Origin of the sequence: Pseudomonas sp. S5F11, from assembly GCF_019641515.1 — a bacterium.
Taxonomy (GTDB): Bacteria; Pseudomonadota; Gammaproteobacteria; order Pseudomonadales; family Pseudomonadaceae; genus Aquipseudomonas; species Aquipseudomonas rhodesiae.
Genome location: NZ_JAIFJZ010000001.1, coordinates 3,387,783 through 3,410,888, shown reverse-complemented (window position 1 = coordinate 3,410,888; position 23,106 = coordinate 3,387,783). Strand labels below are relative to the sequence as shown.

Below are 23,106 nucleotides of genomic sequence, written 5' to 3'. Positions count from 1 at the left end.
AACCGCAGTCAGGGGCAAGTCAGGGATGAATAGAGGTCAGAAGTTATTCGGAATGAGTCTGCTGGCGTTGGTTGTCAGCGGGTGCGCAGTCACCAGTGACCCCATCGAGCGCAGCGTCAGCGAGCAACGCGCGCGCAGCGATCTACACGGCATGTACAAGGATCAGGAACCGTTGAGCGGCCCGCTGACCCTGCACGAGGCCATGGCTCGCGCGGTCAAGTACAACCTCGAAGGCCGTTTGAAGGTGATGGAAGAGGCGCTGGCCAAGCGTCAATCCGACCTGTCCAGTTTCGACATGCTGCCGCGCATGGCCCTGTCCGCTGGCTATGCCGGGCGTAACAACACCAACGCCTCCAGCAGCCAGAGTGTGCTCACCGGCACCCAGTCCCTGGAACCCTCGACCTCCCAGGACCGCGACCGTCGCGTGGCCGACCTGACCATGGTGTGGAACGTGCTCGACTTCGGCGTGAGTTACATCAGCGCCAAGCAGCAGGGCGATCAGCGCCTGATCATCCAGGAACGTCGACGCAAGGTGATCAACACCATCGTGCAGGACGTGCGTTCCGCCTACTGGCGCGCGGTGGCCGCCGAGCGTCTGCTGACCCAGATCGACAGCCTCATGACCCGTGTCGACCAGGCCCAGGCCAATAGCCAGAGCATGAGCGAACAGCGTATCGGCGACCCGGTCCAGGCGCTCGGCTATCAGCGTGCGTTGATCGAAGCCACACGCCAGTTGCAAGAGCAACGCCGGGCCCTGTCGTTGGCCAAGACCGAGCTGTCGACCCTGATCAATCTGCCCATGGGCACTGAGTTGAAACTGGCCACGCCCGATGACTACAGCGTTCCTCAGCTCAAGGTGAACCTGGCCAGCCTGGAGCAGGAAGCCCTGGCCAACCGCCCGGAACTGCGCGAGCAGGATTACCAGACCCGCATCAGCGCCGCCGAAACCCGTAAAGCCATGCTGCGCTTGCTGCCGGGGCTGGAGTTTTCGGCCGGCGGGCATTACGACAGCAACTCGTTTCTAGTGGACAACCGCTGGGCCGACTACGGCGCCAAGGTCACCTGGAACCTGTTCAATGTGATCTCCGCCCCGGCGGCCATCGACGTGGCCAAGGCCGGTGAAGAAGTCGCCACCGCCCGGCGCCAGGCGATGTCGATTGCCGTGCTCGCGCAACTCTACGTGGCCAACGCCAACTTTCAGGACGCGGTGCGCCAGTTCAAAACCAGCGAACAACTTGCCGATATCGACGGGCAAATCCTCGGTCAATTGCGCAACCGTCATGAGGCCGCCGGGATCGGTGAGCTGGACCTGATCCAGGGTGAACTCAACACCTTGCAGGCCGACCTGCGCCGCGACCTGGCCTACGCCGATCTGCGCAACGCCTACGGGCAGATCTTCGCCAGCGCCGGTCTCGACCCGCTGCCGGAGCAACTGGACTCCGACCGCGTGCAAAGCATCGCCAGCGCCCTGGCCAGCCGCGAATCGGCTTGGGCGGCGGGCAATATCGCTGCACCAGTGCCCCGTGCCGTCGCTCAATAACCTGGTAGCGCCGACGGCGAGCATCACGCGCCGTCACCGCGAAGCCCGCAATGGGCATCGCGGCGTGGCGATCCTGCTCACCGGCCTGCCGGCGTCGGGTAAGTCCACCTTGGCCCAGGGCCTGCAAGCCGCCTTGTTCGAACAGGGCCGACAGACCCTGGTACTCGACGGCGATACCCTGCGCGGCGGGCTCAATCGAGACCTGGGGTTTTCCGATAAGGACCGCCTGGAAAACATCCGCCGCGCCAGCGAACTGGCGGCGCTGCTGGTGGATAACGGGCAGATTGTGATCCTGGCAATGATTGCGCCACTGACGGACCTGCGCGCGGTGTTTGCCGAACGCCTCGGTGACGATTATCGCGAAGTGTGGTGCAGCGCCTCGCTGGCAGTGTGCGAAGGCCGCGACCCCAAGGGGCACTACGCCCGTGCGCGTAAGGGCGAGTTGCCGGGGTTTACCGGCATCGGCTCCCCCTATGAACCGCCGCCCCTGGCATCGCTGGTGTTGGACACCGGCGTGCTGTCGGTGAAACAGGGCGTCGAGCGATTACTGGCCTGGCTGGCGCCTGAACTAGACTCTGGGCATTCATCTTCTCAGGAGCCCACCATGGAATCGCCCGTGCACAGCTTGCCGTCACTGTTCAAACAGCTTGGACTGCCGGATGACCCGGTCAGTATTGATCAGTTTGTGACCGCCCACTCACCACTCAAGCCGGATTTGAAGTTGGCAGAGGCGTTTTTCTGGACAGACAGCCAGAAAGCATTTTTGCGTGAGGAAATCTTGGACGATGCGGATTGGGCGGAGGTGGTGGATGAGTTGAATCTGATGTTGCGGGATGGCCGAGGGGTGTAAAAAAATCTTTTGAAAATGGTGTTTTGTAAAAAAAGGTGAGCAGTAAAAAAATCTGGGCGCTAATCGCCTGGGTTTTTTTGGGGGGGGTCACCTTGGCGACAGTCGGATATGCCCATCACTCGAATCGGCAGCGCCACCTGGATGGCGAGGCCGCACAACAATCCTGAAGCTGACACCGATCCAAATGTGGGAGGGGGCTTGCCCCCGATTACGGTGTGCCAGTAACAGCTTGTTTGCCTGACCCACTGCTATCGGGGGTAAGCACCCTGCCACCTGTGTCATGCACTCACCCTCCATCCATCGCTAAATTGTTTCAAAACTTGACGCAATTCGATCCCTTCGCCATATTGATAGTTAGCAAACTAACTGTATGCGAACTATCCAGTGCCTCAATCCCTCGAACAACTCCAGATGAACCTCAGCAGCAGCATGGTGGTGGGCGCCCGTCATTGGCGCAAAATCTGCCAGAGCACGCTGGTGAGCTACGGTATTTCCGAAGCCTGCGCCGTGCCGTTGTTGATGATCGGCCGTTTGGGCGACGGTGTGCATCAGGTCAAGGTCGCCCATGCGTCGGGGATGGAAAGCCCGTCCCTGGTGCGCCTGCTCGACCAGCTGTGCAGCGGCGGCTATGTGTGCCGCACCGAAGACGTCCACGACCGCCGCGCCAAGGCCTTGAGCCTCACCGAACGTGGTCGCGAACTGGTGCAAGCGGTAGAGGCGCAACTGGTGCGCCTGCGCAAAGACGTGTTGGCGGATATCGCGCCCGCCGATATGGAGGCGGCCCTGCGGGTGTTGCGTGCCTTTGAGGCGGCGACGCTTTGAACGGATTCTTCACCGGTTTCCCGCCCGCCCGCGACTGGTTCTACGGCGTACGCACCTTCGCGGCGTCGATGATCGCCCTGTATATCGCTATGCTGATGCAGATGCCCCGTCCGTATTGGGCAATGGCCACGGTGTATATCGTTTCCAGCCCGTTTGTCGGCCCCACCAGTTCCAAAGCGCTGTACCGCGCCATCGGCACCTTGATGGGGGCGGCGGCGGCGGTGTTTTTTGTGCCGATGTTCGTGCAATCGCCGTACATCCTGGTGGTGGTGATCGCGCTGTGGACGGGCACCTTGCTGTTTCTGTCCATGCACCTGCGCACGGCCAACAACTACGCGCTGATGCTGGCCGGCTACACCTTGCCGTTGATTGCCCTGCCGGTAGTGGATAACCCACTGGCCGTGTGGGACGTGGCCGAGGCGCGTACCGAAGAAATCTTCCTCGGCATTGTGGTGGCCGCCGTGGTCGGCGCGATGTTCTGGCCACGACGCCTGGCGCCGGTGTTCGACGGTTCGGTGGCCAAGTGGTTTGCCGATGCGCAGGTCTACAGCCAGCGGTTCCTCACGCGCACGGTGCAGCCTGACGAAATCAGCACCTTGCGCGGCGGCATGGTCGCCACTTTCAACACCCTGGAATTGATGATCGGCCAGTTGCCTCACGAAGGCGCGCGTCCACAGACGGTGCGCAATACCAAGGAGCTGCGCGGGCGCATGATCCACCTGCTGCCGGTGGTGGAGGAGCTGGATGACGCGCTGTACGCCGTCGAACAGCGCGCGCCGCAGTTTCTCGAACGCCTCAAGCCGCTGCTGGACGCCACCGCCCAGTGGCTGCAAAGCAGTGCCGACAATCCGTCCCTGGACAGTTGGCGCGCCCTGCGTAACCTGATCGAAGCCCAACAGCCCAAGGGCGACGCGCTGGATGATCGCCACACCTTGCTGTTTTCCAACGCGCTGTACCGTCTCGGCGAATGGGTCGACCTGTGGCAGGACTGCCGCAGCCTGCAAGCCGCCATCCACTGCGAGAGCCAGGACACCTGGCGCGCCGTCTATCGCCACTGGCGCTTGGGCCGTCTCACGCCGTTCCTCGACCGTGGCCTGATGTTCTACTCGGCGTTTTCCACCGTCACCGCGATTATCGTCGCCTCGGTGCTGTGGATTCTGCTGGGCTGGACCGACGGCGGCAGCGCGGTGATCCTGGCCGCCGTCGCGTGCAGTTTCTTCGCCTCGATGGACGACCCCGCGCCGCAGATCTACCGGTTCTTTTTCTGGACGGCGATGTCGGTGCTGTTTGCCAGCCTCTATCTGTTTTTGGTGCTGCCCAACCTGCACGACTTTCCGATGCTGGTGCTGGCGTTCGCGGTGCCGTTTATCTGCATTGGCACGCTGACCGTGCAGCCGCGCTTCTACCTGGGCATGCTGCTGACGCTGGTTAACACCTCGTCGTTCATCAGCATCCAGGGCGCCTACGACGCCGACTTCCTCAACTTCGCCAACGTCAACCTGGCCGGGCCGGTTGGCCTGCTGTTCGCGTTTGTGTGGACGCTGATCGCGCGCCCGTTCGGCGCCGAACTGGCGGCCAAGCGCCTGACGCGCTTCAGTTGGCACGACATCGTCGGCCTGACCGAGCCGGCGACCCTGGCCGAGCACCGGCACCTGGCCGTGCAGATGCTCGACCGTTTGATGCAGCACCTGCCGCGTCTGGCCCTGACCAATCAGGACACCGGCATTGCCCTGCGCGATTTGCGCGTGGCGCTCAACCTGTTGGACCTGCTGGCCTACTCGCCGCGCATCCTCGGCGTGCCGCGTGTGCTGCTCAACCAAGTGGTGGAGGGTGTGGGCGGTTACTTCAAGGCGTGCCTGAAAGCGGGTGAACGCTTGCCCGCGCCCAGCGGTCTGCTGATGACCCTCGACCGCACGCGCCGCGCCCTTAATGGCCAGGGCCTGCAAGGCGAAGACGACACCCGCCTGCATTTGCTGCATGCGCTGGCCGGCCTGCGTCTGGCGTTGTTGCCCGGCGTGGAATTTATTGGCGGTACGGAGATGGAAGCGCCGCTACCCGATGGAGCGCCTTTATGATCGGTGATCTGGATATCAGCGGGGTGTTCCTGCCCACGCTGCTGGTGCTGATGGGCATTACGTACGTGCTGTTTCTGGTGGTGCATGGGTTGTTGACCCGTCTCCACTTCTATCGCCTGGTCTGGCACCGGGCATTGTTCAATGTGGGGCTCTACGCGCTGTTGCTGGGCGCGGTGGACTCACTCAGTCGATACCTGATGACATGAAAAAACCGTTTTTGACTATTGGCCGTGTGGTCCTGACGCTGCTGATCGTGAGTTTTGCGGTCGTGGTGGTGTGGCGCATGGTCATGTACTACATGTTTGCGCCGTGGACCCGTGACGGCCATATCCGTGCCGACATCGTGCAGATCGCCCCGGACGTGTCCGGGCTGATCCAACGCGTGGACGTGCACGACAACCAACTGGTGAGCAAAGGCCAGGTGCTGTTTGCCGTCGACCAGGACCGCTTCAAGCTGGCCCTGCGTCAGGCCCAGGCCGCCGTGGCCGACCGCCAGGAAACCCTGGCCCAGGCCCAGCGCGAATATAAGCGCAACCGTGGCCTGGGCAACCTGGTGCCCAGCGAGCAATTGGAAGAAAGCCAGTCTCGCGTGGCCCGCGCCCAATCGGCCCTGGCCGAAGCCCAGGTGACGGTGGACTCGGCGCAGCTCAACCTCGACCGCTCGGTAATCCGCAGCCCCGTGGACGGCTACGTCAACGACCGCGCGCCGCGCACTCAGGAGTTCGTCACCGCTGGGCGCCCGGTGCTGTCGGTGGTGGACAGCAACTCGTTCCACATCGACGGTTATTTCGAAGAGACCAAACTCGACGGCATCCACGTCGGCATGGGTGTGGACATCCGCGTGATCGGTGACAACGCCCGTTTGCATGGGCATGTGCAGAGCATCGTCGCCGGCATCGAAGACCGCGACCGCAGCAGCGGCTCCAACCTGTTGCCCAACGTCAACCCGGCGTTTAGCTGGGTGCGCCTGGCCCAGCGCATCCCGGTGCGCATTGCTTTTGATGAGGTGCCGGCGGACTTTCGCATGATCGCCGGACGTACCGCCACGGTGTCGATCATTGACGACTCAACCAAGGCCGGAGCCCGGCCATGAAGCAGTTGTTAGCCATTGTTGCCCTGGGTTCTTTGCTGTCGGCCTGTCAGATGGTCGGCCCGGATTACCAGGTGCCGGATACCGCCGCGATCAAGCGTGGCGATCTGCAAGGGCAACTGCCGTCCGATGGCAAGAACGTGGTGTCGGCGCCGGTGCCGACGGATTGGTGGAAGCTCTACAACGACCCGCGTCTGGATGAACTGGTGCGCCAGGCCATGGCCTCCAACACCGACCTGCGGGTGGCTGCGGCCAACCTGCAACGCGCGCGCTATCAAGTGCAGCAGGCCGAATCCGCCGGCGGTTGGAGTGCCGGCGCCAAGGCCGAGGCCCAACGCTTGCAGGAATCCGGCGAAGCCTTCCTGCTGTCGGAAAAAGTCCCGGTGGGTAACATCGGCAGCGTGGGCATCACCACGTCGTATCAATTCGACCTGTTCGGCACCCTGCAACGCGGCATCGAAAGCGCCCAGGCCAGCGCCGACGCCACCCAGGCCGCCGCCGACATCGCGCGCATCACCCTGGTGGCCGATGTGGTGCGCTCCTACACGCAAATCTGTGCGGCGAATGAAGAACTGGCGATTGCCAACCGTTCCCTGGAACTGCAAGCGCAAAGCACCACGCTGACCCAGCGCCTACGCGATGCCGGCCGGGGCGATGAAACCCAGGTGACGCGCTCGCAAACCCAATACAAATCCCTGCGCGCCGAGATGCCGCGCTACCAGGCGGCGCGTCAGGCGGGGCTCTATCGCTTGTCGATGCTGCTGGCCAAACCCCTGGAGCAATTGCCGGCGGGCATCGGTGATTGCGCCGAGTTGCCGCACATCGCCCAATTGCTGCCGGTGGGCGACGGTGCCACGTTGCTCAAGCGCCGCCCCGACGTGCGCCAGGCCGAACGCCAACTGGCCGCCGCCACCGCGCGCATCGGCGTGGCTACCGGCGCCCTGTACCCGGACATCGCCATCGGCGCCAGCGTCGGCACCGTGGGCCTGCTCGATAACCTCGGCCAACCGGCGACCAACCGCTGGGGCTTTGGCCCGATGATCAGTTGGACCGTGCCGACCAACGGCGCCCGGGCGCGTATCCATGAAGCCGAAGCCGCCACCCAGGGGGCCTTGGCGCATTTCGATGGGGTGGTGCTCAACGCGATCCGCGAAACCCAGACCGGCCTGGCCCAGTACACCGCCGTGCTGCAGCGCCGCGACGCATTGGCCGAGGCCGAGCAATCGGCGCAGCAGGCAGCGGACCAGACCCACCGCTTCTTCCAGGCCGGTCGCGCCTCGTTCCTGGCCGACCTTCAGGCCACGCGCACTTACACCGAAATGCGTGCCCAACTGGCGGCGGCCAACACTCAGGTCGCCATGAGCCAGATCGACCTGTTCCTGGCCCTGGGCGGCGGCTGGGAAAGCGGACGAACGCAAGCGTCGGCGTCCAGCAAACCCTGAGCGAATAGCTATGCTTTGACAGGCGGGCGCCGTGGCTTTCGAGCCAGGCGCACGCCTGACACTGCTCGCGTTTGCTCATGGGGATTCCAATAATGAAAAACCCTTATGCTCCCGCTTTCTGGTGCGTGCTCTTCGCACTGGTGCTGTTATCGGCCGCGTATTTCTATGGCGTCATGCTTTCCCACCAACTCGACAAGGCCATGGTGTTTCTCGACAGCGCCTGCCTGGTGATCGGCACTTTGTCCATCGGCGTGGTGGCCTGGGCGTCCTACCAGAATCAACGCATCAAGAAAAAACTCCTCGAACAAGGCAAGACCCGCGTGGCCATCTGGGACACTAAGGTCGCACTGCGCCGCGTCGAAACCGTATTCGACCGCTATTTCTGGGGCAGCTACTGGCAGCCGGGGCGCACCTTCCAGGAAGTGATGGGCGACCTGACGGGCACGCCGTTGGAAAAAAGCCTCGAAACCCTGAAAAAGCAGTGCGTGGTGCTCGACAAGCAGGTCGCCGAAGGTCGGCATTGGCTCAATAACGCGCGGGAATTGTCCGACGTCGCCACGCAGATGGCCCGCGAGCGCTACCAGCTGGACTTCTGCGACCCCAAGACCGACACCCCTGGCAACGCCGTGATCCACCGCGAATTCGAGGTGCTGGTGTACACCTGGACGGCGCGCTTGAAGAGCTTCGATCACCAGCTCGATGAAATCGAATTGGAGTATTCGTGAACCAGTAGCGATCTGATGCCTCTGAAAGGTTGCGCCGTTTAAGGCCGCCAGTGCTAATCTTCCCCCCGTTTTCGGCGGGCTTGAGCCAACCCTTGCAGGGTTCAAGGAAGACAGCCCACTTCTCACAGGATTTGATCAGGTCACTTCATGAATAAGCCAGCAGTCGTTCTTTTGGGTTTTGTTGTCGCCGTCGGCGTCGTCAGTGCAGGCGGCGCCTGGTACACCGGTAAGCAGTTGGAGCCGGTGTTGCAGACCGCGATCCAAAACGCCAACAAGGAACTGCAAACCTCCATGGCCGGCGTCGACGGCAGCGTCGCCCTGGAACTGGTGTCCCTGGAGCGCGGCGTGTTCAGCAGCACCGCGCACTACCGCTTGAAGGCGCAGGGTCCGGTGTTCGGCGAAGAAAACCCGAACCCGGAGCTGCTGTTCGTCGACCATATCGAACACGGCCCGTTGCCGTTCTCGCGTCTGGTCACGCTTAAATGGCTGCCGGTCATGGCCACCAGTCACTACGAGCTGGAAAAGAACGCCACCACCGAGAAGTGGTTCGCTGCCGCCAAAGACGCATCGCCGCTCAAGGGCGTGGCCAATATCGGCTATACCCGCGCGGTCAACGGCAATGTCGAACTGCTGCCTCTGGAGTTCAAGGACGATAAGTCCTCGGTGAGCTTCTCCGGCGCCAACCTGAATTTCGATGGCACCGCCGAAGGCCAGAAAGTCAAAGCCGACGGTTTTATGAACAGCCTCAAGGTCGCCGCCGTAGACGCCCAGGGCGCGCCGTTCGAAGCCGAACTGGCCGGCCTGACCTTGGCCAGCAACCTGGCCAAGTCCACCTTCGGTTTCTACACCGGGCAGAACACCGTAGAGCTGACGGACGCCAAGTTCACCGTCGGCGTGCAGAAAGACGTGATCTCGCTCAAAGGCTTTGAGCAGAAAGACTCCAGCGAAACCAAGGACAACAACCTGGCCGGCCGCGTCGACTACAAAATCGACGAGATCGGCTACAAGGGTAAACCCGTCGGCTCGGCCGCCATGGCGCTGAGTATGAAAAACGTCGACGTCCCGGCCATGCTGGTGCTGACCAAGCTCTATCAAGACAAGATGCAGCCGGTGCAAGCCGCGGCCGCCGCTGGCGAGCCCGTGCCTGAGCTGCAATTGACCGAAGCCGAGCAGACCCTGGCCGAAGCCAACGTCAACCAACTGTTGGCCGCCAAGCCGCAACTGGCGCTGGAAAACCTGTCGCTGAAAACCACCCATGGCGAAAGCAAGTTCAGCCTGGTGGTGGACCTGGCCAAACCGGCGTCGATGGAATTGCCGCCGGTTGAACTGGGCAAGCAGATGGTGTCGCTGCTGGACGCCAACCTGACTCTGTCCAAGCCAATGATCGCCGATGTGTCCGCCCTGCAAGCCCAGGCCGGCGGCCTGACCGACCCGAAAGCCATCGAGCAGCAAGCGCAGATGGCCGCCGAGATGGTCAGCGGTATGGCCGTGGGTACCCAACTGGCGACCCTGGTGGGCAGCGATGTGGTGTCCAAACTGCACTACGCCAACAATGAAGTGACCTTCAACGGCCAGAAGATGACCGTCGAGCAGTTCATCGGCTTTGTGATGTCCAAAGTCGGCGCGGTCAGCGGCGCGCAATAATCGCCTCACGTGTGGCAAGGGCGCTTGCTCCCTTGCCACAAGCGGCACTGCTTCGCGGGCCGCGTGTAAATCCGCCTTCCTCATCCAATTCTGAACAATTGTTCTGATTTGCGCTTTTACCCACCGCCCTCGGCGATAGTGACCACAGGAAAGCTAGGCCGGGTCATGAGACGTCGGCACCCTGAAGCGAAGCGCTCAGGACCACCTATCGTTACAGCTTTCCCTGTAAGGAAGCTCACGATATGTTGCCAAACCCACCACTCAGTGCATCAGGCCGGTTGCGACTGCTTATCGGGGTCGCCTTGTGCAGCCAATTGCTGATGCCTGCTTTTGCCGTGGCCGATCCGGCCTATGACGCGCTGATCATCCAGGCGCGCAACGGCAATTTCACCCCCGCCCTTACGCAATTGCGCCAGTTGTCCGCCGAGCGCCAGACGCCTGGCCAGGTCAGCGATCACTTGGTGATTGCCGGTTGGGCCGGCCAGGACGCCGAAGTGCTGCAGGTCTACGAGGCCCAGGGCAAGCATCGCAACCTCAGCACCCAAGCGCTGGCCACGGTGGCGCGCATCTATCGTAATCAGAAACAGTGGGCCCAGGCCGAGGCGGTGTACCGTCAGGCGTTGCTGCGCGAACCGAACAACATCGACCTGCAACTGGGCCTGGCCCTTACCCAGGCCGATGGCGGCAAGGCTAACGAAGCGGTGCAGAGTACCCGTGCATTGGTGGCCGCCAAGCCTGAAGACCCCAACCGCCGCATGGCCCTGGGTTATGCGCTGACCCGTGCCGGCTTGAATTACGACGCGCTGTTCGAATTCGATCAGGCGTTTATGCGTGCCGGCGATAAGCCGGAAGTTGCCCGCGAATACATCATCGCTCTACAAAAGGCCCGCTTGCCGGAGGCCGCGCTGCGTCTGTCGGCCCAGCGTCCGGGCCTGCTGGATGCGGTTACCCAACGCCGCCTGGAAGGCGATCTGGCCGCCGAGCGTGTGCGCATGGCCGAGTTCGCCACCCGCAGTGAACAAGAGCGCTACGTGATCGCCGACCGTGCGCTGCAGGCGTACGACAACCTGCTCGCACGCTGGACCCCCGACGCCAGCGCCCACGATGACGTGGTGCGCTGGCGCATCGACCGCCTGGGCGCTCTCAAGGCTCGGGCGCGCACGGCGGATGTGGTGCGCGAATACGAAACCTTGACCCGCGAAGGCGTGCAATTGCCCACCTACGCCGTACGCTGGGTGGCGGCGTCCTACCTGGACCAACGCCAGCCGGAAAAGGCCGAGCCGCTGTACCGTCAGGCCCTGAGCGCCGCCGATGCCGAACCCGATGATCGCGTCGAAGACACCACCGCCTTGTTTTATGCCCTGCAAGAGAGCGATCAGGGCGAACAAGCCCGCGAAGTCGCTGGCAGCCTCGCCAACAGCCAAAAACCTCGGGTCGAACTCAAGGGCCTGCCGATTGGCAACCCCAACGATTCATGGATGGACGCCCAGCAACTGGCCGCTCAGTCCGGCGTCTACGGCGGCGACCTGCCGGGCAGCGAAGCCAGCCTGGAAGCATTGGTGGCCAAGGCCCCAGGCAATGTCGGCTTGCGCCTGGCCCAGGCCGACATGTACCGCGCCCGCGACCTGCCGCGCCGTGCCGAAGGCATTCTGAAAGAAACCGAAGCCCAGGCCCCGCGCGACATCGGCCTGGAAGTGTCCCAGGCTTACACCGCCATGGACCTGCAGGAGTGGCGCCAGCTCGACGTGCTCACCGACGACGTGGTCGCGCGCAACCCCGACAGTCGCCAAGTGCAGCGCCTCAACCGCTTGCGCAATGTGCACGACATGGCCGAATTGCGCGTTGAAGCCTACACCGGCAAAAGCTACGGCGGCGGCAACAACAGCGATGCCGGCGCAGTGGCCGGCAGCCGTGACTGGGGCATCGAGAGTGTGATCTACACCCCGCCCATCGACGAAGACTGGCGCCTGTTCGCCGGTGCTGGTTACGCCACCGCCGACTTTGAAGAAGGCACCGGCCACCACCGTTGGCAGCGCGTCGGCGTGGAGCGGCGCACCCGTGACCTGACCCTGGAAGCCGAGGTGTCCAACCACTCCTACGGCTTTGGTTCCAAACAGGGCGCCCGCGTAGCGTTTGCCTATGACCTCAACGATCACTGGCAATACGGCGGCAGCCTCGACTACCTCGCCGCCACCACGCCGTTGCGCGCGTTGAATGCCGACATCACCGCCAATGGCGGCAGCGGGTTTATCCGCTGGCGCGCCAATGAAAGCCGCGAGTGGAAACTGTCCGTCAGCCCATCCCACTTCAGTGACGGCAACGACCGCGTCGAAGCCCTGCTCGCCGGCCGCGAGGGCCTCTACAGCTCGCCGAAGGTGCAAGTGGACCTGGGCCTGGAAGTCGCCACCAGCCGCAACAGCAAGGAAGACACGGTGTATTTCAACCCGAAGTCGGACTTCAGCGTGTTGCCCACCGTCAACGTCAACCATGTGCTCTACCACCGCTACGAGACCCAGTGGAGTCAGCAGTTCCAAGTCGGTGCGGGTACGTACAGCCAGCGTGATTATTCCACCGGCGGCGTCGGCCTGATCGGCTATGGCCAACGCTATCGCTGGAACGATGTACTGGAAGTCGGCGCCAACCTGAGCCTGATCAGCCGACCTTACGACGGTGATCGCGAACGCGATCTGCGCCTGCTCGTCGACCTCACTTACCGTTTCTAAAAGAGCCTGACCATGACTGTTCTCAGCCGTTGCTTGTTGCTCCTGGGTGTATTGCTGGCCAGCGCCTGCGCCCAGCAACCCGCGCCCTTCACTCCACCCGCCGAGCGGCCGACCCCAGCCAACGAAGCGGCGTGGCCGAAGAACCATTTCCTGGGGATCGCCTACCACGACGTGTCCGACCGCGACCCCGATCAGGCCGTGGTGGCGGTGCGTACCGAGCGGCTGATCGAACAATTGGCCTGGCTGCGCGAGAACGGTTACCAGGCGGTCAGCGTCGATCAGATTCTCGCCGCCCGCCGTGGCGGCCCGGCGTTGCCGCCCAAGGCAATCATGCTGAGTTTCGACGACGGCTATTCGAGCTTCTATACCCGGGTAATGCCGATTCTGCGCGCCTACCGCTGGCCGGCGTTGCTGGCACCGGTGGGCTACTGGATCGATACGCCGCTGAACAAGCCGGTGGACTTCGCTGGCATGCCGCGCCCTCGGGGTGAGTTCCTCACCTGGGAGCAGATTCGCGAGGTGTCGCAATCGGGCCTGGTAGAAATCGCCGCCCACACCGATGCCAACCACAAAGGCATCCTGGCCAACCCCCAGGGCAACCTGGAGCCGGCCGCAACCACCCGCCGCTATGATCCGGCGACCAATCGCTACGAAACCGAAGCGCAGTTCCAGGCGCGCATGCGTGCCGACGTGGCGGCGATCTCCAACAAAATTCGCAGCGTCACCGGCAAGGCACCACGGGTGTGGGTCTGGCCGTATGGCGCGGCCGACGGCACGTCGCTGGCGGTGGTGGGCGAGCAGGGTTACCAGATGGCCCTGACCCTTGAAGACGGCCTCGACAACCTCGGCGACCTGATGAACAGCCCGCGCTTCCTGGTGGCCTCCGATCCGGACGGCGAGCACTTCGCTAATAGCATCGTGGCCGTGCAGGCCAAGGCGCCGCTGCGCGTGCTGCATGTGGACCTGGACAACGTCTACGACCCGGACCCCGCCCAGCAGGCGCGCAACCTCGACCAACTGGTACAGCGCGTGGTGGACATGGGCGCCGGCACGGTGTTCCTGCAAGCCTTTGCCGACCCCAAGGGTGATGGCCTGGTGCACTCGCTGTACTTCCCTAACCGTCACTTGCCGATGCGTGCCGACCTGTTCAACCGCGTCGCCTGGCAGTTGCATACCCGTGCCCATGCCAGCGTCTATGCCTGGATGCCTGTGCTCAGTTTTGCCCTCGACGCCAAGCTGCCGCGCGTGACCCGTTGGGATCCCAAGACCGGCAAGATCGGCCTCGATCCCGACCAGTACCAACGCCTGTCACCGTTCGATCCCGCCGTGCGCAAGGCCATCGGCGAAATCTACGAAGACTTGGCGCGGGTAGGGCCGATCGACGGCATCCTTTATCACGACGATGCGGTGTTCAACGATTTCGAAGACGCCAGCCCCGCCGCATTGAAAACCTACGCAGCCAACGGTTTGCCCGACAGCATTGCGGCCCTGCGCGCCGACCCGGCGGTGATGCAACGCTGGACGCGTTTCAAGAGCCGCTACCTGATCGACTTCACCCATGAGCTGACCGCCAAGGTGCGCGCCATCCGCGGGCCACAGGTGCTGACCGCGCGCAATATCTTCGCCGAGCCGATGCTCAACCCGCCGAGCGAAGCCTGGTTCGCGCAGAATCTGGATGATTTCCTCCAGGCTTACGACTGGACCGCGCCGATGGCCATGCCCCTGATGGAAGGTCAGCAGGTGAACACTTCCAACGCCTGGCTGGAGAAACTGGTCGCCACCGTCAAGAAGCGCCCCGGTGCCCTGGAGCGCACGGTGTTCGAGTTGCAAGCCAAGGACTGGCGCACCAAAGAGGCCACCGATATCAACGGTGCGCAAATGGCTGAATGGATGGGTGTGCTTAAACGCCAGGGGGTCACGAGTTTTGGTTACTACCCGGACAACTTCCTGGAAAACTCCCCGGACCTGAACACCGTGCGTCCGGCCCTTTCCAACCAATGGAACCCTTGACCATGTTCGACAGAATCCTGGCTTTATTCGTACTGGCGCTGGTGTTGGGCGTGCCCCTGGGCCTGATCTTTCTGGTCACCGGGCAGTTCCTGATGGACTTCGTGTTCTTCTACCCGCTGTTTATGTCGGCGCTGTGGATTGCCGGCGGCCTGTACTTCTGGCTGCACTGGGAGCGCCACTGGCCTTGGGAGGAAGACACCCCGGCGCCGACCCTGGCCGGCAACCCGCTGATCTCGATCATCATCCCTTGCTACAACGAAGGGGATAACGCCGCCGATACCATCCATGCGGCGCTCGGCCAGTTGTACCCGAACATTGAAGTGATCGCGGTCAACGACGGCTCCAAAGACAACACCGCGGCGGTGCTCGATGCCCTGGCGCTGGAACACCCACGCTTGCGCGTGTTGCACCTGGCGCAGAACCAGGGCAAGGCCGTTGCCCTGCGCATGGGGGCCGTGGCGTCACGCAGCGAATACCTGGTGTGCATCGACGGCGACGCGTTGCTCGACAAAAACGCGGCGGCTTATCTGGTGGCGCCAATGCTGGACAACCCACGCCTGGGCGCCGTCACCGGCAACCCACGAATTCGCACGCGGTCGACCCTGATCGGTCGCGTCCAGGTGGGTGAGTTCTCGTCGATCATCGGTTTGATCAAGCGCACCCAGCGCGTGTTCGGGCGGATCTTCACGGTGTCGGGGGTGGTGGTAGCGTTCCGTAAGAAGGCGCTGGACCGCATCGACTACTGGAGCACCGACATGATCACCGAAGACATCGACGTGAGTTGGAAGCTGCAGTTGGATCACTGGGCCATCTTCTACGAGCCGCGCGCGCTGTGCTGGATCCTGATGCCCGAAACCGTCGGCGGCCTGTGGAAGCAGCGCCTGCGCTGGGCCCAGGGCGGCGCCGAAGTGCTGTTCAAGAATATCCGCGGCATCTGGCAGTGGCGTCACCGCTATCTGTGGCCGCTGCTGTTCGAGTACTGCCTGTCCACCGGCTGGGCGTTCACCTTCCTGCTGTCGGTGATCTTTTGGGGCGTGGGCAAGTTTATTGCGCTGCCACAGGCAATCGCCGTCGACGCTCTGATGCCGCCGGCTTTTACCGGGTTGGTCCTGGCGATGGTCTGCCTGGTGCAGTTCGCGGTGAGCATCATCATCGACCGCCGTTACGAGAAAGACCTGTGGAAAACCCTGTTCTGGACCGTGTGGTACCCGATGGTGTTCTGGTTGGTCAGCCTGTTTACCACGCTGGTCAGTTTCCCCAAGGTGTTGTTCAACCAACATCAGAAACGCGCGCGCTGGGTCAGCCCGGACCGTGGTATCAAACCTGTCAGTGAGGAGGCGTGATCATGCACCTGGTCAGAACTCGCCAAAGCCTGGTGATGTGGATTATCGATGTGCTGTTGACCCTGATGGCTTGGGCCGGATTGATCTGGCTGCTGGCACGCGGTATCACCTCGATGCTCGACACCCACGGTGGCCCGCGTATCGAAGCGCCGATTTTCGCAGCGCTCAACACCTTGCAGATCTACCTGTGGATCGCGTTGTTCAACGCGGTAATCCTGGTGTGCTGGGCGCGCTATCAGCAACGCAAGGGCCGCAAGTTCGCCCAACGCCGCGCACAAGCCAACGCCTTGAGCGACCAGCACCTCAGTGAGAGCTTCAAATTGGGTGCCGGCGACCTGGAGCAACTGCGCCGCCCTGGCGTACTGGTTATCCACAACGACGAAGAGGGCGGTGTCGAAGAGGTGAGGTCCCATGTCTCCCGCGACGTGGAACGCCCGGCATTGACCCTGGTCCCCGGGCAGGAAAAAGATCAAAGCGTCAGATAAACCGTGCAGTCTTGACGGTGTGGTGAGCGGGCTCACCACGCCAACGCTGGCGGGTCCTGCTCTAGCGGCGTTGCATTGGAATACCGACAAATGGGATCCAATTCACAAAACGCCCGCGAACTTTTCCGTCTTTCTCGGTACTAACCTATCTCGGCAATAACTTGATGGCTAAATAATGGCATCTAATTAGTTGTTGTCGACTCATATTCAAAAAGTGCAGCCACTGGTCGGAATAATTGTTCCGTTAATCTGCGCATGCTCTTTTTGATTGGTTTTTATTGTTATTAATCAAGGGCTTGCAAACTAAATAGGTGCGGTTATACAACTAGCTCATTAGCTTGGGCTAGCGCAAGTTCGATGTTAGTTTGCGCCCCCTTGATTTTCGATGGATCGAACATGTCTCTGCTATTACCACGGACTCGGTACTTTCTATGCACTTTCCTGCTCGTTTGCTTGAGCATGAACAGCGCCACCGCCGCCCCCACCCCCGGGGACCAGGACCTGATCCGCGACCGGCAGAATCGCTTGCTCGAAGAGCAGAGCCGACGCCTGCAGGAACTCCAGGACCTGCCCGGCAAACAGACCAAGCCCGCCGCTCCGACGACGCCGGCAGACACTCGCTGCTTCCCGATCCAAGACATCGAACTCAAGGGCGCCGACAGCCTGTCCGCCGCCGACCGCACGCGCCTGCTCAAACCCTATTTGGGCCAGTGCCTGGGCGTGTCGCAGCTCAACGAACTGCTCAAGGTCATCACCGACTATTACATTGCCAAAGGCCGCGTCACCAGCCGTGCCTACTTGCCGCAGCAAGACCTGTCCAGCGGCCACCTGCAAGTGCTGGTGGTCGAAGGCAAACTCGAAGCGCTGAAAAGCGCCGAAGGCAGCAGCGTCACCAACCGCGAACTGGCCATGGCCTTTCCCGGCAAGGTCGGCGAGGCGCTGAACCTGCGCGAAATCGAGCAACTGGTGGATCAACTCAATCGCTTGCCCTCCAAGCAGGCGCAGATGGAACTGACCCCAGGCCAGCAGATCGGCGGCAGTGATGTGGTGGTCAAGAACACCCCGCAAAAGCCCTGGCGCGCCAGCCTGTCGCGTAACAACGACGGCCAGAAAAGCACCGGCGAACAGCAATGGGGCGCCGGCCTGGAATGGGACAGCCCGCTGGGTCTGGGCGACCAACTGATGCTGCGCGGCGGCCACGATGCGGTCAGCGACCACCAGAAAACCTCGAAAAACAGCATGCTGTATTACAACGTGCCGTGGGGCTGGTGGAACTTCAGCTACACCTACAGCGAAAGCGACTACCGCACCTACGGCCACACCAACGACTTCAAATTCAAGCAGGACGGCGACAACCAGAACCATCAACTGCGCGCCGAGCGGGTGATCCACCGCGACGACGTGAGCAAGACCTCGGTGAACGTCGGCCTGGCCCATCTGCGTACCAACAACTACATCCTCGATACGCGCACCGAGGCGAGCAGCAACCGCCTCAGCGAACTCCAGTTCGGCATCAACCACGGTCGGCGCATCGGCACTGCGTTCGTCAACCTCGACCTGGGCATGCAGAACGGCATCGGCCTGCTCGATGCCCAGTCTGAAGAAGAACGCGATCAGTTCGGCAACCGCCAGGCCAATTCGCGCTACCGCAAATACACCGCCACCGTCAGCTATCTGCAGCCGTTCACGCTGTGGGGCGAGTCGTTGAGTTTTTCCAGCCTGGCCACCGGTCAGCGCAGCGAAGACATTCTGTTCAGCCCGCAACGCGTGAGCCTGGGCGGCTCGGCCTCGGTACGCGGTTTCAAGGATCAGCAACTGACCGGCGACAGCGGCGGCTACTGGCGCAACGAGGTGCGTTGGGCGCGCCCGGTGACCCTGGATTGGATGCGCCCGGCCTTTGCCGAGTACGGCGCCAGCGTCGGCTACGACCAGGGCGTGATCAGCAACGACCGCTACAACGGCGACGTGCATGGTCGCGTGTCCAGCAACTCCCTGGAGCTGTTCGCCCGGGGCAAGCACGTCAGCACCAGCGTGACCTTTGCCCATTCTTTGGAAAGACCGGCCGTAGTGAGCGAGCGCGAAGCGCCGATCTACTTCCGTATGGACTTCTTCCTGTAATTCAACGCCCCGCCGCAATGAGAATCTGACAATGGATGTTCGCCAATTTGCCTTCCTGGCCCGCCAACCTTCCGCCGCTTTGAAGCCGCGTGACGCGTTCTTCGGCCTGCCCAAGCGCGGGCTGGCGTTGATCCTGGCCAACGCGCTGTTCTGGCAGCCGCTGCTGGCCCAGGCTGAAGGCATCGTGGTCAGCGCGCCGGGCACCACTGTTGGCGCGGCGGGCAATGGCGTGCCCGTGGTGAACATCGCCACGCCCAACGGCGCCGGCTTGTCCCATAACCAGTTCAAGGATTACAACGTTGGCCCCAACGGCGTGATCCTCAACAATGCCAGCGGCGCGGTGACCAACACCCAGTTGGGCGGCTACATCGTCGGCAACCCCAACCTCAAGGGCGGCGCGGCCAGCGTCATCCTCAACGAAGTCACCGGCAGCAACCCCAGCCAACTGCGCGGGTACACCGAAGTGGCGGGGCAGTCGGCCAAAGTCATCGTCGCCAACCCGTACGGCGTCACCTGCAGCGGCTGCGGCTTTATCAACACGCCGAACGTCACCCTCACCACCGGCAAACCGGTACTTGACGCGAACGGCCAACTGAAAAGCTACCAGGTCGACGGCGGCGCCGTGACCATCGACGGCGAAGGCTTGAACGCCAGCAATGTCGACCGCTTCGACATCATCACCCGCTCGGCCAAGATCAACGCGCAGATCAACGCACGCGAACTGAACGTAATCGCCGGGCGCAACGATGTGGACGCCCAAAGCCTGAAAACCACACCGCGCGCCGACGACGGCAGCGCCAAGCCCGAGCTGGCGATCGATTCCAGCGCGTTGGGCGGCATGTACGCCGGCGCGATCAAGCTGGTGGGCACCGAGGCGGGTGTGGGCGTAAAGCTCGACGGCACACTGGCGGCCAGTGGTGGGGATATTCAGCTGGATGCCAATGGGCGTTTGAGCATGGCCCAGGCGGCCACCGCCGGCAACATCAAGGTCACCGCGCAGAACGTTGACCTTACCGATAAGGTCTACGCCACCGGCAACGTGCAGATCACCAGCGCCCAGGCCCTGGTCAACCAGAAGAGCGTGGCGGCCGGCCAGCGCATTGAACTCAACGCCGCGACCGTCACCAACCCCGGCATCGTCGAAGCCGGCGTCGCCTCCGACAACAGCCGCAACACCACCGGCGATCTGGTGGTCAACGCGCAAACCGTCACCACCTCCGGCAACCTGCTGGCCAGCCGCGCCCTGGCGATCAGCGCCGCGCAAGAGCTGACCAACCAGGGCGCGATCATCCAGGCCAAGACCGTCGACGTCAGCAGCGCCAAACTGACCAACCAGGGCGCCACCGCGCGCCTGTTCGGCGAACAGAGCCTGGCGATCAACTCGCCGGCCATCGTCAACCTCGGCGGCCTGATTCGCTTTGGTGACGGCCAGGCCGCCATGCTCAACAGCGCTTCCCTGAACAACCAGGGCCGTATCGAGATGGCCGGCGGCAGCCTGGTACTCGCCAGTGCCGACCTGAACAACAGCGGCGGGCAAATCATCGCTAACGAGCTGACGGTCAACGCCGGCAAGCTCAATAACCAGAACGGCGTGCTGGTGGCCAAGACCGCCACCGTCAATGCCACCGAGCTCGACAACAGCCTCAAGGGCCTGATCCAGGCCGACGGCGGCGCGCTCAACCTCACCGTCAGCAACGGCTTCAACAACACCCAGGGTTTCGCCCAGGCCAGCACCGACCTGACCGTCAACGCCGGCACCCTCGGCAGCAATGCCGGCGGCGTATTGAGCGCCGACACCGGCAAGCTGACCCTCACCGCCGCACAACAGCTCAATAACGCCCAGGGCCGTGTGCAGGCCGGGCAGGGCAATATCGAACTGCACGCCGCGAACCTGGATAACCAGAGCGGCGTCATCGTCGGCAAACAATTGCTGCTCGACGTCGCCGGTGGGGATATCGATAACCGCGCCGGACGCGTATTGGGTGACCAACTCGACGTACGCGCCTCCGGCCTCGACAACCGCAGCGCCGGCTTGCTCGCCGGTGGCGCCCAGGGCGTAAGCCTGCTGCTCAAAGGCCCGGGCCAATTGCTCAACGCCCAGGGCCGCATCCAGAGCGAAGGCCTGCTGCAACTGCGCGGCGAGCGTTTCGACAACAGTGCCGGCATCCTGCTCGGCCAAACCGTCGATGTGACGGCGCAGCGCTTTACCAACAGCAACAAAGGCGCGTTGGTCAGCGATGGCGGCGACGTGGTGCTCAACGTCAGCGACCTGTTGACTAACGTCGGCGGCCAGATCGACGCGGGCGAGCGCAGTGTGTTGGTCAAGCAACTCACCACCCTCGACAACAGCGGCGGCACCCTGCGTGGCAAGCGCCTGGACATCACCGCCCAGCACCTGAATAACAACGACGATGGCCAACTGCTGGCCGGCGCCGGGGGCTTGAGCTTCAGCGGCCAGGATGTGAGCAACCGCAAGGGCCTGATCCTCAGCGGCGGCGCCCTCACCGAGTTGCACACTACCAGCCTGGATAACCAGGGCGGCACGGTGCAAGGTGACAGCCTGACCGTCACCGCCGACAAGGTCGACAACGGCAGCGGCGGCCTGATGGCGAGCCTGGTCGGCAACCTGCAACTGACCGTCGAAGCGCTGGCCAACCGTGGCGGCAAACTGTTCGGTAAAGAACAGCTGACCGTCAGCGGCGCCACCCTCGACAACAGCGAGGGCGGCCAGGTCAGCGGCAACCTGCTCAACCTGACCTCACGCGACACCCTCACCAACCAGGGCGGCCTGATCGAAGCCAACCAGGGGCTGAGCCTCAACGGTGGCAACCTGGACAACAGCGCCAACGGCCAACTGCGCGCGCTTGGCGGTGCCAGCAGTAGCCTCAACCTCAGCGGCGCGGTGAACAACGAGGGCGGCACCCTCGAATTCGGCAGCACGGCCTTCAGCCTCGACGCCACCAGCCTGAATAACCAGGCCGGCCTGTTGCAGCACGCCGGCAGCGGCCTGTTTCGCATCAACACCGCCAGCCTCAACGGCAGCCAGGGCACTATCAACGGCATGGGCACCGCCGACTGGGCGTTCGGCAAAGTCGACGGGCTCGGTCGCCTGCAACTCAACGAAGTGCTTACCTACAAAAGTGCTCAAGGCCTGGCCCTCAAGGCCGGCGACCGCATGGCCAGCGGTAAGGGCCTGGTCCTCAATGTGGCAAGCCTGGACAACGGCGGCGAACTGCTCAGCGACGGTGACCTGAGCGTCACCACTGGCGACATGAGCAACAACGGTCGCGTGTCGGCCCTGCAGACACTCACCGTGGCGGCGAACAACCTCAGCCAGAACGGCGGCCGCCTGGCGGCCAAACAATACCCGCCTGACACTGGGCGGCACCCTGGACAACCTCGGTTTCCTCACTGCGCGTCAGCAACTGGATATCGCCGCGGCGCAGATCAATAACCGCGGCACCCTCGGCGCCCAGGGTGCGGTAAATCTCACTGCGGTCAATGGCATCACCAACGCGGCCGATTCGCTGCTGTTCAGCGGTGGCAACCTGACTCTGCGCGCCAATGGTTTCAGCAACCTTCATGGCGATGTCTACAGCAAAGGCGACTTGAGCTTCGCCGCGCGCGATGGCGGCCGTGCCGCGCTGTTCAGTAACCGTTCCGGCACCGTGGAAAGCGAAGGCTCGATCGGTATCAATGCGGGCTTTATCGAAAACGCCAAAGATGAATTCGAACTCGGGCAGACGCTGACCACCGGCAGCTTGAGTTGGATCTGTGGCCAGCACTGCGGCGAAAAAGATTGGTGGGAAAAAGGCATCATCACCATCTACGAGACCCACCTTGAGGCGGCGACCAAGGATTCGGCAGCGGCGCGCCTGGTAGCTGGCAAAAACATGCTGCTGCAAGGCGACAATGTGCAGAATCGCTACAGCCTGATGGCTGCCAATGGCGACCTGAGTATTGCCGCCGGTGACCTGCTTAACCAGGGTGCCGCCACGCGCACAGGGCAGCGCAAGATTGTCGTCACCACGCCAGGACGTGTCTCCGACGATTTATTTGAACGCATGCAATGGGTCGACGTTCCCGCTTTCAATGCGGCCACGGCGGCTGGGCATTTCGATAAGGCGCGCTTTGAAGAGCTGAAAAACCGCTCACCCAATAGCTATCCTTTCGAGCACATAAGCGACGTCACCACCTGGACCAACAACAGTGGCCCCGGCTACGACGCCACCCTGCAAG

General features: G+C 62.8%; 15 protein-coding genes and 1 pseudogene. All 16 read left to right on the top strand.

What is annotated here, in order from left to right; genetic code table 11:
* Positions 1 to 25 precede the first annotated feature (25 nt).
* The 16 genes and pseudogenes from K1567_RS15330 (at position 26) to K1567_RS28020 (ending at position 22,321) form a co-directional block, all read left to right on the top strand.
* Positions 26 to 1,540: a TolC family protein gene (locus tag K1567_RS15330; RefSeq protein WP_034111242.1), complete on the top strand. Its 1,515-nt coding sequence runs from the start codon at positions 26 to 28 to the stop codon at positions 1,538 to 1,540.
* A pseudogene (gene cysC, locus K1567_RS15325) lies at positions 1,524 to 2,099 on the top strand (adenylyl-sulfate kinase); the annotation flags it as partial. The gene K1567_RS15330 and the pseudogene cysC, both read left to right, overlap by 17 nt.
* Positions 2,100 to 2,144: 45 nt before the next feature.
* Positions 2,145 to 2,390, top strand: coding sequence for a DUF2789 domain-containing protein (locus K1567_RS15320; RefSeq protein ID WP_187697034.1), 246 nt, complete (start codon positions 2,145 to 2,147; stop codon positions 2,388 to 2,390).
* Positions 2,391 to 2,801: 411 nt separating this feature from the next.
* Positions 2,802 to 3,212 carry a MarR family winged helix-turn-helix transcriptional regulator gene (locus tag K1567_RS15315; protein WP_034095264.1) on the top strand — a complete coding sequence of 137 codons (411 nt, stop codon included), beginning with the start codon at positions 2,802 to 2,804 and terminating at the stop codon, positions 3,210 to 3,212.
* On the top strand, positions 3,209 to 5,287 hold the full coding sequence (locus K1567_RS15310; RefSeq protein ID WP_034111244.1) for an FUSC family protein: 2,079 nt from the start codon (positions 3,209 to 3,211) through the stop codon (positions 5,285 to 5,287). The genes K1567_RS15315 and K1567_RS15310 overlap by 4 nt, the downstream gene beginning before the upstream one ends.
* Positions 5,284 to 5,493 (top strand): DUF1656 domain-containing protein, encoded by a 210-nt coding sequence (locus tag K1567_RS15305; protein ID WP_010214247.1) that lies wholly within the window; start codon positions 5,284 to 5,286, stop codon positions 5,491 to 5,493. The genes K1567_RS15310 and K1567_RS15305 overlap by 4 nt, the downstream gene beginning before the upstream one ends.
* Positions 5,490 to 6,380, top strand: coding sequence for an HlyD family secretion protein (locus tag K1567_RS15300; RefSeq protein WP_034095266.1), 891 nt, complete (start codon positions 5,490 to 5,492; stop codon positions 6,378 to 6,380). The genes K1567_RS15305 and K1567_RS15300 overlap by 4 nt, the downstream gene beginning before the upstream one ends.
* Entirely contained in the window at positions 6,377 to 7,819 is a 1,443-nt protein-coding gene (locus tag K1567_RS15295; protein WP_220698623.1) for an efflux transporter outer membrane subunit, read from the top strand. Before K1567_RS15300 ends, K1567_RS15295 begins: the two co-directional genes overlap by 4 nt.
* Positions 7,820 to 7,911: 92 nt before the next feature.
* Positions 7,912 to 8,544 carry a hypothetical protein gene (locus tag K1567_RS15290; RefSeq protein WP_034095268.1) on the top strand — a complete coding sequence of 211 codons (633 nt, stop codon included), beginning with the start codon at positions 7,912 to 7,914 and terminating at the stop codon, positions 8,542 to 8,544.
* A gap of 147 nt (positions 8,545 to 8,691) precedes the next feature.
* On the top strand, positions 8,692 to 10,188 hold the full coding sequence (locus K1567_RS15285) for a YdgA family protein (RefSeq protein WP_220698622.1): 1,497 nt from the start codon (positions 8,692 to 8,694) through the stop codon (positions 10,186 to 10,188).
* A 242-nt stretch (positions 10,189 to 10,430) separates the two neighbouring features.
* Positions 10,431 to 12,911: a poly-beta-1,6 N-acetyl-D-glucosamine export porin PgaA gene (gene pgaA / locus K1567_RS15280; RefSeq protein ID WP_220698621.1), complete on the top strand. Its 2,481-nt coding sequence runs from the start codon at positions 10,431 to 10,433 to the stop codon at positions 12,909 to 12,911.
* 12 nt (positions 12,912 to 12,923) lie between these two features.
* Positions 12,924 to 14,921: a poly-beta-1,6-N-acetyl-D-glucosamine N-deacetylase PgaB gene (pgaB, locus tag K1567_RS15275; RefSeq protein WP_034136406.1), complete on the top strand. Its 1,998-nt coding sequence runs from the start codon at positions 12,924 to 12,926 to the stop codon at positions 14,919 to 14,921.
* Positions 14,922 to 14,923: 2 nt separating this feature from the next.
* Positions 14,924 to 16,264 (top strand): poly-beta-1,6-N-acetyl-D-glucosamine synthase, encoded by a 1,341-nt coding sequence (pgaC, locus tag K1567_RS15270; protein ID WP_169903694.1) that lies wholly within the window; start codon positions 14,924 to 14,926, stop codon positions 16,262 to 16,264.
* A gap of 2 nt (positions 16,265 to 16,266) precedes the next feature.
* Positions 16,267 to 16,749 (top strand): poly-beta-1,6-N-acetyl-D-glucosamine biosynthesis protein PgaD, encoded by a 483-nt coding sequence (pgaD, locus tag K1567_RS15265; RefSeq protein WP_034095273.1) that lies wholly within the window; start codon positions 16,267 to 16,269, stop codon positions 16,747 to 16,749.
* A gap of 396 nt (positions 16,750 to 17,145) precedes the next feature.
* Positions 17,146 to 18,867, top strand: coding sequence for a ShlB/FhaC/HecB family hemolysin secretion/activation protein (locus tag K1567_RS15260; RefSeq protein ID WP_034111254.1), 1,722 nt, complete (start codon positions 17,146 to 17,148; stop codon positions 18,865 to 18,867).
* A gap of 31 nt (positions 18,868 to 18,898) precedes the next feature.
* On the top strand, positions 18,899 to 22,321 hold the full coding sequence (locus tag K1567_RS28020) for a filamentous hemagglutinin N-terminal domain-containing protein (RefSeq protein ID WP_259445001.1): 3,423 nt from the start codon (positions 18,899 to 18,901) through the stop codon (positions 22,319 to 22,321).
* Positions 22,322 to 23,106: the final 785 nt, after the last annotated feature.

Bases quoted from the DNA above. Each gene is read 5' to 3' on its own strand.
- pgaB (WP_034136406.1), top strand. From the start codon at position 12,924: ATGACTGTTCTCAGCCGTTGCTTGTTGCTCCTGGGTGTATTGCTGGCC.
- K1567_RS15290 (WP_034095268.1), top strand. From the start codon at position 7,912: ATGAAAAACCCTTATGCTCCCGCTTTCTGGTGCGTGCTCTTCGCACTG.
- K1567_RS15300 (WP_034095266.1), top strand. From the start codon at position 5,490: ATGAAAAAACCGTTTTTGACTATTGGCCGTGTGGTCCTGACGCTGCTG.
- K1567_RS15330 (WP_034111242.1), top strand. From the start codon at position 26: ATGAATAGAGGTCAGAAGTTATTCGGAATGAGTCTGCTGGCGTTGGTT.
- K1567_RS15320 (WP_187697034.1), top strand. From the start codon at position 2,145: ATGGAATCGCCCGTGCACAGCTTGCCGTCACTGTTCAAACAGCTTGGA.
- K1567_RS15260 (WP_034111254.1), top strand. From the start codon at position 17,146: ATGTCTCTGCTATTACCACGGACTCGGTACTTTCTATGCACTTTCCTG.
- K1567_RS28020 (WP_259445001.1), top strand. From the start codon at position 18,899: ATGGATGTTCGCCAATTTGCCTTCCTGGCCCGCCAACCTTCCGCCGCT.
- pgaA (WP_220698621.1), top strand. From the start codon at position 10,431: ATGTTGCCAAACCCACCACTCAGTGCATCAGGCCGGTTGCGACTGCTT.
- pgaD (WP_034095273.1), top strand. From the start codon at position 16,267: ATGCACCTGGTCAGAACTCGCCAAAGCCTGGTGATGTGGATTATCGAT.
- pgaC (WP_169903694.1), top strand. From the start codon at position 14,924: ATGTTCGACAGAATCCTGGCTTTATTCGTACTGGCGCTGGTGTTGGGC.
- K1567_RS15295 (WP_220698623.1), top strand. From the start codon at position 6,377: ATGAAGCAGTTGTTAGCCATTGTTGCCCTGGGTTCTTTGCTGTCGGCC.
- K1567_RS15315 (WP_034095264.1), top strand. From the start codon at position 2,802: ATGAACCTCAGCAGCAGCATGGTGGTGGGCGCCCGTCATTGGCGCAAA.
- K1567_RS15305 (WP_010214247.1), top strand. From the start codon at position 5,284: ATGATCGGTGATCTGGATATCAGCGGGGTGTTCCTGCCCACGCTGCTG.
- K1567_RS15285 (WP_220698622.1), top strand. From the start codon at position 8,692: ATGAATAAGCCAGCAGTCGTTCTTTTGGGTTTTGTTGTCGCCGTCGGC.